This window comes from Paenibacillus sp. KS1 (genome assembly GCF_001680695.1).
GTDB lineage: Bacteria > Bacillota > Bacilli > Paenibacillales > Paenibacillaceae > Paenibacillus_B > Paenibacillus_B suaedae.
Genome location: NZ_MAIS01000086.1, coordinates 1 through 13137, shown reverse-complemented (window position 1 = coordinate 13137; position 13137 = coordinate 1). Strand labels below are relative to the sequence as shown.

Below are 13137 nucleotides of genomic sequence, written 5' to 3'. Positions count from 1 at the left end.
AACGATGTAATAACCGCCAAGCCTACATGAGAGCGGCTTTTTCGGTATAATGAATATATCAAGAGGTGATTGGACATGCCGGAATTGCCGGAAGTAGAAACAGTCAAACAAACATTAAATACATTGGTCGCTGGAAAGCGGATTGAGCGGGTAACGGTTACGCTGCCTCGTATTATCCAGCGGCCGTCAGAAATAGAGCAATTTTGTGATGCATTGAAGGGTCACACGATTGAACGGGTTGAACGCAGGGGCAAGTTCTTGCGGATCCTGCTGGATGGGCTTGTTCTTGTATCCCATCTGCGTATGGAAGGACGCTACGGCGTATATGCTGCTAATGAGCCAGTTGAGAAGCATACGCATGTTATTTTCCATTTCGATGACGGTACTGAGCTGCGTTATAAGGATGTCCGCCAATTCGGTACGATTCATCTATTCGCAGCAGGTGAGGAATGGGAGCAGCCTCCTCTTCATAAGCTGGGAGTAGAACCCTTGTCTCCGGAATTTACCGTCGAACGCTTCGCAGAAGCGATGAGAAGACGACGCAGCTTTATTAAGCCAGTCCTGCTGAATCAGAACATCGTAGTAGGAATCGGAAATATTTATGTGGATGAAGCTCTGTTCAGAGCAGGCATTCACCCGAATCGTGCGGCAGATGAGCTTACGGACGAAGAGTACGCGCTTCTGCATCGCGCGATTATTGATACCCTTAAGGAAGCGGTTGAAGCTGGCGGCTCTTCTATCAAGTCATATGTGAATGGCCAAGGGGAAATGGGGATGTTCCAGCATCAGCTGCAAATGTATGGACGTCAAGGGCAACCTTGTGTTCAATGCGGCAGTATCATTGAGAAGACAGTAGTCGGCGGTCGGGGTACCCATTACTGCCCGGTATGCCAGCATCGTTCTAAGTAATGGAAACCTAGGTAAACTGAAAAGTTGAATAAGCACTCTTATCCACTCTTGCCCATATGATATGGTAAATCGGGATTCCTAAGCTGTGAGTTGTACGCTAGTTTGCACTAGCTTGGGAACTGCCTAGCGGGAGGGAACGGTAGTTGCTTATTCATACAGTATCTTTGTTCATCCTGGCTTTTGCATTGAGTCTGGATAGCTTCGGAGTAGGAATGACCTACGGATTGCGCCGGCTCCGCATCCCTTGGACTTCAATTGCTGTCATTGCATGCTGCTCTGGCCTGGTCATTCTACTGTCGATGCAAGTGGGCAACTTGCTTATTCAGTATGTATCTCCTGCTGTAGCTCAATGGATCGGATCACTTATTCTTGTCGGGATTGGCTGTTGGGCTATCCTGCAGCTGCTTCGCTCATCGCACGATGAGGATGCTCCGTTGGATCAGATAGCAAGCAGTGAAGATGCGGCAGCAGATCAGATGCATATATCAGCAGTTGTTCAATCCTCTTCAGTTTCATCTATTCCGATGGGGGATGAGCCGAAGCAAGTGGTGCGCATTCAATTGAAGAGCCTGGGCGTTGTCATTCAAATATTGAAGACTCCAAGCGCAGCGGACATGGATCGTTCGGGCACCATTAGTGCAATAGAGGCTGCGTGGCTTGGAGTAGCGTTGTCGTTGGATGCATTTGGAGCGGGTATAGGAGCCGCGCTGTTAGGCTATCCTGCACTCATGACCGCGATTGTTATTGCCTTATTCAGCGGCATATTTCTGCGATTCGGCATTCATGTTGGGATTGCATTCGCAGGCGCGCGCTGGATTGGGAAGCTGTCATTTGTGCCAGGACTGATGTTAATTATAATGGGGATTATTAAGCTGCTGACGTAAGCGGCATTATTATAGAATGAGGTGAAGGCATGAACATCGGGTTAACCGGAGGCATTGCTTCCGGCAAGAGCACCGTCTCCCGATTACTAGTGGAGCGAGGCGCTCTGCTGGTTGATGCTGATAAGATTGCCAGGGAAGTCGTTCTCCCTGGCAGTCCCGTGTTGGAACAAATTGCGGTGCATTTCGGATCGGGCATGCTGCTTGCGGACGGAACGCTCAATCGGAAGCGATTAGGGGAGGTTGTCTTTGCAGATGAGACAAGTCGCAAAGCGTTAGAAAGCATCACCCACCCGGCTATCCGGAAGGAAATCCAGCGTCAAATGCATCAATATGAGACGGACTATCCAGAACGTCTTGTTGTCGTTGATATTCCGCTCCTGTATGAGTCAGGTCTAAGCGAGATGTTCGATTCGATATTGGTAGTGTATGTTCCAAAAAGTGTTCAATTACAGCGTCTAATGGAACGGGACGGTTGGAGCGAGCGCGAAGCTGAACAGAGGCTGAATGCTCAGTGGAGTATGGAGAAAAAGCGAGAGCTGGCGGACATTATTATCGACAATAGCGGTTCGCTGGAAGATACGATCAAGCAGCTCGACCATTTCTGGTCGGAGAAAGGCTTGCCATGAATCGTATGATGAAAATGCTCCGCAAAAAGAGAGTGCTATTGCTGTTGTTTGTGGGCATGCTGTTCTTGCTGTTCGTTCAGTCGCAATGGCTGGGGAGATGGATGTACCCGATTGCATATGAAGACGAGATCCGCAAATATGCAGCTAAATATGATGTAGATCCTCTGCTTGTGGCTGCTATCATTCGAGTGGAGACGAACTTCCAAGCGGGGCGCGAATCTCGCAAGGGAGCGATTGGAGTCATGCAGCTGATGCCGGAAACGGCCACATGGGCGATGGAGCAGCTGAAGATGAATAATCGTTGGTCTTTGGACGAATTGAAAAATACGGCCGACCCCAATATTCTTATTGGCACATGGTATCTAAAATCGCTGCATAAGCAATTCAATGAGAATTGGATAGCGGCGATCGCTGCTTACAACGCGGGTCCCGGCAATGTGAACAAATGGATTCGCAACAAAGTATGGGACGGCAGCTATGACACAGCCAAGCAGCAAATTCCATATGGGGAAACAAAGTTGTACGTACAGCGTGTTATCCATTATTATGATAAGTATAAAAACATCTATCCGAAAATGAAGTAGAATGAAGAAGAAGCATCGGACAAGCCGATACCGTTATCGCGCATGATGTCCGACGCTTCTTCCGTCATTATTTGTATTGACCTGCAAGAGATTGTTCAGCGATTTGGACAAGGCGCTTCGTGATGTAACCCCCGATAGAACCCGTGTCACGAGTTGCCATGTTGCCATAGTATCCGTCAGATGGGATGGCAATGCCCAACTCTTGTGCGATCTCGAACTTCATTTGTTCAAGAGCTGCAGTCGCTTGAGGTACGACCAAGTTGTTGCTGGAACGATTGTTTTGGCTCATTTGATTCACCTCCTTGCGGTTGGTAATTGTATTGTGTGCATTCTTTCAAAGATCATTACAGGTAACCACTGGTAACTTTTTAAAAAGTGAATTGTGATAAACATCAAGAGTAGAACGGAGGAACGAAAATGAAGTGTCCTTATTGTGACCACTTAGGAACAAAGGTACTTGATTCTCGTCCAGCGAACGACAATAAGTCTATTCGCCGCAGGCGGGAGTGCGAGCTGTGCAGCAGACGCTTTACTACATTCGAGATGGTGGAGGAGACTCCGCTCATCGTTATTAAGAAGGATGGAAGCAGGGAAGAGTTCAGTAGGGATAAGATGCTGCGCGGACTTATTCGTGCCTGTGAGAAGCGTCCCGTATCTGTGGAACGGCTGGAGATGATTGCTTCGGAGGTCGAGAAGCAGCTGCGCGATACCGCCCATGCGGAGGTAGACAGCCGTGTCATCGGTGATTTCGTCATGGAGCAGCTCTATCCAGTAGATGAAGTTGCTTATGTGCGGTTCGCATCGGTCTATCGTCAGTTCAAGGATATCAGCATGTTTATGAAGGAACTGAATCATCTTCTGTCGAAGAACGCCCTTGGCGAACATCCAGATAAATAATTCATACCAGAACCCCTTAAGCAACATATGCTTGAGGGGTTTGTTATATTTTATAGAGCAATCTATTACTGTGCGGATTGCCAAATAAAAACTCCCTCAACAATTTGAGGGAGAATAGACCGTTAAAAAATAATTCGTCTACGGGTATCAAGCAGCACGATAGCAAGGAGATCAAAGAGCACCAACGGCAAGATGAAAGGGAAAAATGAAGTGTGTACTTTTCCCGCATGCTTTACGGAGTTGACCTTTAAGTACACTCTCTTTTTATCTACTTTCACGATGGTGCCTGTATATATGTTACCGTTTTTGGCCTTTATCTTTACGAATTTTTTTAAGAACTTTACACTTTTGGAGTAATGGGGGGATAACGTCTTAGACGTAATCTTCTTAGGTGTGATTTTTTTAGGCATAGAAAGACCTCCTTTTCGCATAATAGCGGAACACACAATGTGCTTAGATATGTTATGCAGGATGTACGAAAAGGGTGTCATACTGTGTCACAATTGTCCTTGATACCATTGTACGAACCCAAGTTTCCAGGATACGTAGTAGCATAACGCGATTCCGCCTAGCAGAAGGAAGAGCAAGGCCCAATCCTTCCATGTAACTCGAAGCTTCACATAATAAGCTCTTCCACGTCGGCCTGTGAGTCCCTTCGATATCATGGCGGCAGCTACACGCTCCGACTTGCGGATAGCTGAAGCGAGCAGTGGAATTGCATAACGCTTCCATGCCCGCAGCTTGCTCTTCCAGCCACGCTCCCGTTCTATGCCTCGCATGCGGTGGGCATCCTGTATGATGCGCAGTTCTTCCTTGAAGAAGGGTAGGAAGCGATAGCCTGCCAGAATACCGTATGCCCACTTGGGCGACAGCTTGCACTGCTGCATCAGGCTCAGCATGAAGCGAACAGGATCTGTCGTCAAGATGAAGATGAGCGACAAGGCGGAGAAGATAAGCACTCTGAGTCCGAGTGATATCGCCTGCTGGAACGTGGCCTCTGTAATGATGAACGACCCCCACTTCCATAGAATGGCACTTGAAGCGGGATCGGCAGAACGCGGGAAGACGAGAGCCGTCCACACGTAGCCGATGCCCATAATGAGGAAGGGGCAGAAGCTAAGCAGCCATTTACGCCATGATATGTTCCCTAATAGGAATGTAAATAGAACGATGTAGACAAGTGCTGCAAGCGGTGTAACCGGATCGAACGTCAATGACAGCATAATAACCGCTATAATGATCGCAAGCCCCTTAATGCTTGGATTCCAATCATGGAGTATCAGGATGATCTCCTCCTTCGATACCTGACGTCTGTGCAAGTAGGCGAGATGCCACCGCGAAGTTCATCGGCATTCGCAGATGACACTTCTCCACGAGCTCAGGGTGCTCCCTCCACAGCTTGGAAGGGCTGCCGTCAAACCGTATGCAACCATCATCTAGCACGATAATTCGATCCGCATAGGTCTGAACCCACTCCATATCATGCGTGATCATCAGGACAGTAGCTCCTGCTTGGGTTCGTTCTTGGAGGGTGTCCATCAGCTGCTTGGATGTATAAGCGTCTTGTCCATATGTCGGCTCATCGCATAACAATAGCTGTTGGCTGTCGGTAAAAACGGAAGCGACACTAAGTCTTCGCTTCTGCCCTTGGCTGATGGAGAAGGGATTGGCATTGGCAACCTTGTTCAAGCGGAAGCGTGTCAAGGCTTCTCCAACATGCTGCTGTACTTCTTCTTCGCTCAGAAGCTGCAAGCGCATCCCGAATGCAAGTTCATCGAACACGGTATCGGTAATGAACTGATGCTCTGGATTCTGGAATACATATCCGATGAAGGCTCTCAGCTCCCGCTCTGCATATCGATGAAGAGGCATGCCATTCAGGATGATTTGACCTTCCTCCGGCTGTGTCAATCCAGACAAGAGGGAAGCGAGCGTAGACTTCCCAGCTCCGTTCGGACCGACAAGTGCCACCCATTCCCCTGCATGCAGAGTAAGGGACACGTGATCGAGGATTACTCTCCCTTTACGCCGATAGACAAGGTTGTTCGCTTGCAGGACTTTCTCAGGCTCCCGTGGGGAACCGTTCGATTGAGCTGATGTTAGGATACGCATCACATCCTGCTGCGCGGATTCAGGGAGCGACAGCATCAGGTCCAGTAGATCCTCGTCGGTTAGTGCGGGTTCTGCGGACTCGAGATGCTGATGAACGAACTGCTCATCATAATTGCTGAAATCGAAAATGTTACTACTATCGTCATGGTTGCTGCTATCGCTACTGTTGCTGCGATTAAACCACTCACGGATGAATTGCTGCAGTTCCAGCGCTTGCGGAAGCCAGATACCGCGTGACTTGGCTTCAGATGCATGATGCCTGAAATAGGAGGCAGGAAGCCCGTCAAAGACGAGAGCTCCATCCTCATCCATCACGAGCAGGCGATTCGCCATACCGATCCAATCGTCCAATTGGTGCTCAATGATGAGCAGAGCCATCCCTTCCTTGCGTGCCAGCTCTGCAATGAGCGCAGCGAATTGGTGTCTTGTATACGGATCGAGATTCGAGGTGGGCTCATCCAACACAAGCACATGCACGCGAAGGGCTAGAGCGCAGGCGAGAGCCAGCTTCTGCTTCATGCCTCCCGATAGCTCGTGGATATACGCATGGCGCCATGCGAGTAATCCCACCTTTTCTAATACCTCTTGAATCATGGATTCCATCTCAGTTCGAGGACAATCCCGATTTTCTAGGCAAAAGGCTATTTCCTCTTCTACACGCAGCATACAGAACTGACTTTCGAAATCTTGAAATACAATTCCGATATGCTGGGCCGCTTCACCAGAATCGTACTGTTCGATTGGCTTGCCGTACACGAGGACACTGCCTTCAACGAGACTGTCTATTGCATGTGGATACAGACCGGTAAGGCAGAAGGCTAGCGAGCTCTTGCCGCATCCGCTTGGGCCTAGCAGCAGAACGGTTTCCCCCTCATGCAGGGTGACATTGATGTTGGATAAGACGGGCTCGCCTTCGGTCTCGAAGGCGAGTGTCAGATCAGTGGCTTCCAGTGCAATATGAGATCCGTGCTCGACGTCATGTTGTATAGTCAATTGTGCTGGGTGCTTGGAATTGAGAAGCGCTGGGCTTGCCATGTTATCGCTGCCCCTTTGCAATTGGGAAGCTTCTAAGAACTCCTGTATTGGCCAAGGCGTCCGCAATCCATTTGCCAAGCAGACCTGAGATGAGTGCGCCACTTATACAGCGAACGACGAACATCGCGATGATGAGACCAACAGAGTAGGCCGCATAACCGCTGCGGAAATACCCCCACGCGAAGCTGAATACAGCGGAGCCCACCCCAGCCAGCATGAGCACTTTGGTTGAATAATTCCGATATCTTGTAGCGGCAAATACGGCTTCGGCGCCTAAACCTTGAATAAGGGCGGATACAATCAAAATAGGTCCTACGGCGTTGCCGATTAATACCTCAACCAATCCAGCGACTGTCTCTGAAATAACCGCAGCCCCCGGTTTGCGGATAATATAGGTGGCGATGATCGATACGATAAACCAAATGCCGAAGATGACTTCATATCCCATTGGCCCCATAAAGCCAACAAGCACATTGCCTATTTGCAGGAAGAGCAGATAAATGACGGCAAACACGACAGATAATGAACTGAGAACGACGATATCTCGTAATTTCCATTGACTGTTTCGCGAATTCATGAACATTCCTCTTTTCTTAGAACGATGATCGGATGAGTCCGTTGGGTTTGTAGTTTGCATTTTGGAAATTCTTTTTCTTCAGCTGCTACCTTGTGGAAGGGCTGTTGGCTGACATCGTAGTTGTCATCACCACATGGGACTTGTCTGATTTTCTCGCCCGATTAAAGGCATGCTCAAGTGTAGCGAATACTCGCTGTGCATCTCCTTCTAAGCGGCTTGCATAATGAGCGCTCTCATCGAAAGTGCCTTCTTCCTTAGCAAGGCCAATGATCTCATAGATCGTATCCATGTAATCTGCCGTTCCGAGCGGATAGAGTGCAAAATGAGCTGCGACCTTGAGAGGAATCGCTTGATATCGTTCCGCATTCATTCGAATTTCGTCCGTACTCATGAAGGCATCTCCTTGTGTGTCGCCCGGACAGCCAACAGAGAACGTAGCATTCAGCACAACATGTTCTCCACTTGCCGCGCTATGTAAATAGATAGACTGAACGACATCGAATACGTGTTCACTGCGCCCACGAACCCAAGTGCTGACATCATCGGTATGGCACCATACCTTGGACATGTCTGTGTCTCGCAACGCTCCTAAAATAAGTTCAACAAAGCGATCGCTCATCGGATAGATGGAAAAGCGACAACCAACGATGCGGCTTGTACCACAAGATAACTGACTCATAACTTATATCCTCCCTGACGAATCAAATTGTGGTCAGCAGACAACAAAAAACTGCACCGTGAGTCGGTGCAGTTACGCTTGAGGATACAAGGGTATAACATGGCTTCATGCAATGACGAACATGATGAAGCCGCAACTTATATCAATCAGTCGACTACACTTCCCCACGCTAGTATTATCTAGTTCGGGTTATAAGGGTTAACAGCGTTGCCGCTGTCTCTCAGCTTGTTACAGCACCCCTAGTGTTCGAAATTCACTATGCAGTTGTTCCATCGTTCATATGCTTGACAGCTTTCATTATACACGTGATGATCCGTTTGTAAAGGGTGCAACACCAAAAGGGATACTTCAAACTGGAGCTATTATTGCAATGGGCTAGATCCCGGCATGCAAACGATCCGTGGTATCGAAGCCTGAAGGTGATGCCCGACATCGTGAAGGGACTCTAGTCCTCCGTAATAGTCAACGTGATTTGAAACAAGGTATGGTAACACTGATCCTGCGTTAATTCAATCGTGCCATCATGGAGCGTTATGATTTTTTTGCAAATGGCGAGACCTAAGCCTGTACTGTCTTTGATCGGCCCATCGCCGCGGATGAATTCCTCGAAAATATGTTCTTTGATCGGCTCCTGAACGCCAATTCCGTCGTCTCCGATCCACAGTATAACGTTTCCTTCTTGTCGTGCACATGACACATAGAGCACCGTTCCCGCTGGATTATATCGCAGTGCATTGCTAATTAAGTTGGTGATGACGCGACTCATATGAATCTTGTCCATCTTGACATAGAGCGGTTCTTCCGGGATATGTGCTTCCAGCTCAAATCCCTTCTCTTCTATTTCCGGATAAAATTCCACCACGAGCTGCTGGAACCATTTCGTAATGTTCACTTTCTCTTTGCTCAATTCCGTATGCTTGTCATCCAGCTTCGCCAGTTCAAATAAGTCTTTAATCAAATTGGCCATATAAGCTGACTTATCGTAAATGTATTGAATATATTTGCGGGTATCCTTGTCTTCCAATGCCTGATTGTCCAACAGAAGCTGCGAATAACCGTAAATCGAAGTAATCGGCGTCTTCAAATCATGCGATAGATGCAGCAGCATGTTTCGCTTATTGTTCTCGGCGGCTTCCTTCTCAGCAGAAGTGCGCTGCAATCGTTCAGCCATGCCGTTAAACGCATCTTGTATTTCCGCGAATTCCTGTTCGGCTGAATAATGAAGCCGCTTCGTGTAATTGAAGTGCTCCATCTCTTTGATGCCTTCTAAGATTTGCCGCAACGGCTTTTTCACTTGTCTAACCGAATAGCGGGCGTAAAAGTAAAGCAGGATAAATAATAAAATAGCTAACAATGCACCAAAGATCGTTGTCGCAGTTGATAATTTCAACAAGCGCTCAGGAATTTTCCACAGCAATACATAAGATTCGCCGTTCGGCCCTTTGGCTTGGTATGCATGGTAGGAGATTGCATCATCGTTGCGCTCTACATCTATCTTGGCATACATTTGACCGTCTTCGTAATGCTTGATGTCGTCCTCTTTGTTTCCTTTGACAAAAATGATCTCGCCTGACTCATTCACGATTTCGAACCAACCGCCGTACTTGTCCAGCAAATGCCCACTGATGTTGTGGAAAGGGTACCGATAAATATCCGTTCCATTAATTTGAGCAACGACCAGTTCATCTATATATCGCCTCATAAATAGGTTCGTGCTAAGGAGAGATACAATAATCGCTGCTATCATCAGGACGCAGATCACTGCATAATTTCGAAAAAATACCCGTTTTAAGGGACGTCGACCGGAGAGGTTATTTGCTTTTTTCAAAACGGTAACCTAACCCCCTAATCGTAATGAGATGAACAGGCTTTCTCGGATTATCCTCAATTTTCTCACGGATTTTGCTTATGTACACCATAATTAAATTTTCGTCTCCGATGTATTCCTCGCCCCACACCTGCTCGTAAATATGCGCTTTGGTCAATACTCTGCCAGCCTCTCTCATAAGAAGCTCCACAATCTTGAATTCGTATGATGTCAATTCTCTTGGGATGCCGGACTTGAACAGTTGGCAGCTCCTTGTATTCAGCCTCACATCTCCGATTTCGATAACTTCCTGCTCCTGCCTATCCACCTTGGCAAAAGAGTCGATTCGCCTGAACAGCGCTTGAACGCGGCTGACGACTTCCAGTGGGTTGAAGGGCTTGCCCACGTAATCGTCCGCCCCTAGCTGCAAGCCGTAGATTTTATCCATATCGTCAGACTTGGCAGAAATAAAGAGAAACGGAATTTGCGAATTCTGCCGTGTTTTTTTGAGCAATTCCAAGCCATCCATTTGTGGCATCATAATATCGGCTATGACCAAATCGATGGACTGCTCCTGCAAGATGGTCATCGCTTCGGCACCGTTCCCGGCTGTAATCGTGGCATAGCCGTGGTTGGTCAAATAGATGGTCAGCAGTTCCCGAATCTCGGCTTCATCATCAATGATAAGTATGGTTTTCATTTGTTGTTCCACCTCTATGTATGCAACAATAACTCCCGATTCACTTGCGGCTAAGCGCAGATGGATCGGGAGTTGTGTTGAATTAGAATAAATTGTCAGCGAACGTAGACAGCATTGCTGCAGCTTCTTGCTTCAGTATCGGCTGCTTGGATCGATAGTCGAACGCCCCGTCTTTCCCTTGGATAACTTCAGGCCCAAATAATTGCTTGGCAATGACGAACTGAACGCCTTCGCGCGCCCAGGTATCGGTGGAGCCGCTGAGCCGGGCTTCTTTCGGTCCTGTACCCACATGGTTGAATGCCATACGCCATATAATAGTCGCTGCTTCCTGACGCGTCAACAATTCCTGCGGATGAAATTTGCCGCTCTCAGGCTTCTGAATGACACCAAGCTCATAAGCAGATTGTATTTCTTTAGCAAACGAACTGTCGGATATATCTATGAAAGCAGGCTTGCTCTTGGATGGAGACACCCCGGCCCATCGAATAAACCAACCGATAAACTGTTCCCGGGTAATTGCTTGTGCAGGCTGAAAGCGGTTGTCGCCGCTTCTGTCATCAATGACTTTCAATTGGCGCAAGTGATAGATATACGGAGCATACGGATGGTCGTCATTAACATCCTGATATTGCTGCGGCGCCGCTAATTTTTCGGTCCAACTATCTGATTTCAGGTCGTAATAAAATGCCTTTACCTCGCCGCTGTCATTTAACTTGAATGCAGCTTTTACGCCTTGTTCATCTTGGAAGAGCAGTGGCTCGATTTCATGCAGTATGTGCTCTCCAAACGGATCCTTCACGATAAGCTTGCCATCTTCGGCACGAATCCGAGAGGTCCACATCCGATTTCGCAAATCGCTGTACATGCCCTCAAATTTTTCCAATGATCGTGTTGCTCGCTCATGAGGAGCCTGGGCGCCTTCTTTCTTCGGGTAATAATGATCCATGAATGCTTCCAACAAATCCTTGCGGAACTCAACATCTTTATTTACAGTAACGAAAATGCCGACCTTCTCATCAGGAATCAACCACAGATTGCTGTGATACCCGGCCATGTCCCCGGATTTCTCAATGAGATAACGTCCGTTGTATTGCTGCTGATTGGCGTATTCGAATCCGTAGGCCATGTTCGGCAGCTTCTCATGCACGGCGAGCTGAGGCTTATGCATTTCTGCTGCTGTTTCTGTCTTAAGAATCGTTGCATCACCCAGCTTGCCGCCGTTTAGATGGGCGAGCATAAAGTTGGCCATATCAGCACCAGTAGAGAACATGCCGCCCCCTGGAAGCTCTGTCGGTACCGTTGCGTAAGTGGGAATTGCTTCTCCCATCACGTTATATGGAACGGCCAAGTGTTTCGTAATGTTCGAGGTTACGCGGAAATCGCTGTTTGTCATACCTAGCGGTTTAAAAACATGCTCCTGCACGTATGTACCAAATGGCTGTTTGCTCACTTGCTCTACGATGTAACCTTGAATCGTAAAGCCTAGATTGTCATAGCGGTAGTACTGGCCAGGCTTGCGGATCACTGTAGGCGTATTGTCCGATACATATTGCTTGATAGATGCTTCTCTAGTTAAATCGTCGGTAGATAATTCGGAGCCGTCCCCGAATTCGAATCCGGTCGAATTCGTCATTAAATGCTTCGTGGTTAGGGGAGTGCCAGTCTTATTTGGAATTTTAATATCTCCCAGGTATACAGACACATCTTTGTTCAAATCGATTTTACCCTGTTCTGCCAATTGCATCACGGCCGTAGCGGTGATTACCTTGGAAATCGAAGCGACACGGAATACGGTTCGATCCGGATCGACTGGGAGCTTTTTATCTACATCTGCATAGCCGTAACCTTTCTTCAACAGCACCTTGTCGCCCTTGACGACGACAAACGCAGCTCCTGCCATACTGTCCTTAATTTCTGGACGGTTAAAAAATTCATCGGCAAATTGTTCCACTTCTTTTGGGTCTTGCAGTCCTATGTTTACGGGCGTAGCCGCAGATACTTTCGATATTGTACCCGTACCGCTAAGCAAGCCGGTTACTACGGTGAGGGTCAGTGCGATGGCCGTCACGCGCTTGGAAAACATATTCATTGTTTGCTCTCTCCTCTGTATCATTTTCGTGCATCATCAGAATATAGGAGCAAACTTAATCCAGATTCTATGTAACCTTAATGTAAAGTGAAATTTTCGATGAACAACCGAATCTTAGGGGAGGGGACATGGGATGCAAGATTCTATGAGGAGGATCAAGGTTTGGTAAGCGGAAAAATGAAAAGGATGCAACAAAAAAACGGCATTCTCTGCCGTTTTGATCACATAATTGGTGGGT

At 47.7% G+C, this 13137-nt stretch carries 14 protein-coding genes and 1 riboswitch; of the genes, 5 read left to right on the top strand and 9 right to left on the bottom strand.

The window, feature by feature from the left end; genetic code table 11:
• Window positions 1-75 precede the first annotated feature (75 nt).
• From mutM to BBG47_RS22505, 4 genes are all read left to right on the top strand, one after another.
• Window positions 76-909, top strand: coding sequence for a DNA-formamidopyrimidine glycosylase (gene mutM, locus BBG47_RS22520; RefSeq protein ID WP_065293584.1), 834 nt, complete (start codon window positions 76-78; stop codon window positions 907-909).
• A 143-nt stretch (window positions 910-1052) separates the two neighbouring features.
• Complete coding sequence (locus tag BBG47_RS22515; RefSeq protein ID WP_065293583.1) at window positions 1053-1793, top strand: MntP/YtaF family protein; 741 nt, start codon at window positions 1053-1055, stop codon at window positions 1791-1793.
• Window positions 1794-1822: 29 nt separating this feature from the next.
• The gene (coaE, locus tag BBG47_RS22510; RefSeq protein ID WP_065293582.1) at window positions 1823-2419 is read left to right on the top strand and encodes a dephospho-CoA kinase; all 597 of its coding nucleotides are present in this window, start codon (window positions 1823-1825) and stop codon (window positions 2417-2419) included.
• Window positions 2416-3003: a lytic transglycosylase domain-containing protein gene (locus tag BBG47_RS22505; RefSeq protein WP_175400616.1), complete on the top strand. Its 588-nt coding sequence runs from the start codon at window positions 2416-2418 to the stop codon at window positions 3001-3003. The genes coaE and BBG47_RS22505 overlap by 4 nt, the downstream gene beginning before the upstream one ends.
• Window positions 3004-3070: 67 nt before the next feature.
• On the opposite strand, the gene BBG47_RS22500 is transcribed toward BBG47_RS22505, so the two are convergent.
• A complete protein-coding gene (locus BBG47_RS22500; RefSeq protein ID WP_021252111.1) occupies window positions 3071-3292 on the bottom strand; it encodes an alpha/beta-type small acid-soluble spore protein in 222 nt (73 codons plus the stop codon).
• 128 nt (window positions 3293-3420) lie between these two features.
• On the opposite strand from BBG47_RS22500, the gene nrdR reads away from it, so the two are divergent.
• Window positions 3421-3900, top strand: a complete 480-nt coding sequence (nrdR, locus tag BBG47_RS22495; RefSeq protein WP_005551582.1) for a transcriptional regulator NrdR — start codon at window positions 3421-3423, stop codon at window positions 3898-3900.
• A gap of 122 nt (window positions 3901-4022) precedes the next feature.
• Here nrdR and BBG47_RS22490 read toward each other — a convergent pair whose 3' ends face one another.
• From BBG47_RS22490 to BBG47_RS22455, 8 genes are all read right to left on the bottom strand, one after another.
• Entirely contained in the window at window positions 4023-4310 is a 288-nt protein-coding gene (locus tag BBG47_RS22490; RefSeq protein ID WP_021252109.1) for a hypothetical protein, read from the bottom strand.
• Between the two features lie 87 nt (window positions 4311-4397).
• Complete coding sequence (locus tag BBG47_RS22485) at window positions 4398-5183, bottom strand: energy-coupling factor transporter transmembrane component T family protein (protein ID WP_065293590.1); 786 nt, start codon at window positions 5181-5183, stop codon at window positions 4398-4400.
• Entirely contained in the window at window positions 5170-7047 is a 1878-nt protein-coding gene (locus BBG47_RS22480) for an ABC transporter ATP-binding protein (RefSeq protein WP_065293581.1), read from the bottom strand. Before BBG47_RS22480 ends, BBG47_RS22485 begins: the two co-directional genes overlap by 14 nt.
• Before the next feature lies 1 nt (window position 7048).
• Entirely contained in the window at window positions 7049-7624 is a 576-nt protein-coding gene (locus tag BBG47_RS22475) for an ECF transporter S component (protein WP_065293580.1), read from the bottom strand.
• 85 nt (window positions 7625-7709) lie between these two features.
• Window positions 7710-8303, bottom strand: a complete 594-nt coding sequence (locus BBG47_RS22470; protein ID WP_065293579.1) for a YkoF family thiamine/hydroxymethylpyrimidine-binding protein — start codon at window positions 8301-8303, stop codon at window positions 7710-7712.
• Window positions 8304-8447: 144 nt separating this feature from the next.
• Window positions 8448-8554: riboswitch (TPP riboswitch) on the bottom strand.
• Window positions 8555-8748: 194 nt separating this feature from the next.
• Window positions 8749-10131 (bottom strand): HAMP domain-containing sensor histidine kinase, encoded by a 1383-nt coding sequence (locus BBG47_RS22465; RefSeq protein WP_065293578.1) that lies wholly within the window; start codon window positions 10129-10131, stop codon window positions 8749-8751.
• Window positions 10115-10810, bottom strand: coding sequence for a response regulator transcription factor (locus BBG47_RS22460; RefSeq protein ID WP_065293577.1), 696 nt, complete (start codon window positions 10808-10810; stop codon window positions 10115-10117). The genes BBG47_RS22465 and BBG47_RS22460 overlap by 17 nt, the downstream gene beginning before the upstream one ends.
• 82 nt (window positions 10811-10892) lie before the next feature.
• Complete coding sequence (locus BBG47_RS22455; RefSeq protein ID WP_065293576.1) at window positions 10893-12899, bottom strand: serine hydrolase domain-containing protein; 2007 nt, start codon at window positions 12897-12899, stop codon at window positions 10893-10895.
• Between the last annotated feature and the right edge of the window lie 238 nt (window positions 12900-13137).

Bases quoted from the DNA above. Each gene is read 5' to 3' on its own strand.
- nrdR (WP_005551582.1), top strand. From the start codon at position 3,421: ATGAAGTGTCCTTATTGTGACCACTTAGGAACAAAGGTACTTGATTCT.
- BBG47_RS22490 (WP_021252109.1), bottom strand. From the start codon at position 4,310: ATGCCTAAAAAAATCACACCTAAGAAGATTACGTCTAAGACGTTATCC.
- BBG47_RS22455 (WP_065293576.1), bottom strand. From the start codon at position 12,899: ATGAATATGTTTTCCAAGCGCGTGACGGCCATCGCACTGACCCTCACC.
- BBG47_RS22460 (WP_065293577.1), bottom strand. From the start codon at position 10,810: ATGAAAACCATACTTATCATTGATGATGAAGCCGAGATTCGGGAACTG.
- BBG47_RS22500 (WP_021252111.1), bottom strand. From the start codon at position 3,292: ATGAGCCAAAACAATCGTTCCAGCAACAACTTGGTCGTACCTCAAGCG.
- BBG47_RS22475 (WP_065293580.1), bottom strand. From the start codon at position 7,624: ATGAATTCGCGAAACAGTCAATGGAAATTACGAGATATCGTCGTTCTC.
- mutM (WP_065293584.1), top strand. From the start codon at position 76: ATGCCGGAATTGCCGGAAGTAGAAACAGTCAAACAAACATTAAATACA.
- BBG47_RS22480 (WP_065293581.1), bottom strand. From the start codon at position 7,047: ATGGCAAGCCCAGCGCTTCTCAATTCCAAGCACCCAGCACAATTGACT.
- BBG47_RS22470 (WP_065293579.1), bottom strand. From the start codon at position 8,303: ATGAGTCAGTTATCTTGTGGTACAAGCCGCATCGTTGGTTGTCGCTTT.
- BBG47_RS22505 (WP_175400616.1), top strand. From the start codon at position 2,416: ATGAATCGTATGATGAAAATGCTCCGCAAAAAGAGAGTGCTATTGCTG.
- coaE (WP_065293582.1), top strand. From the start codon at position 1,823: ATGAACATCGGGTTAACCGGAGGCATTGCTTCCGGCAAGAGCACCGTC.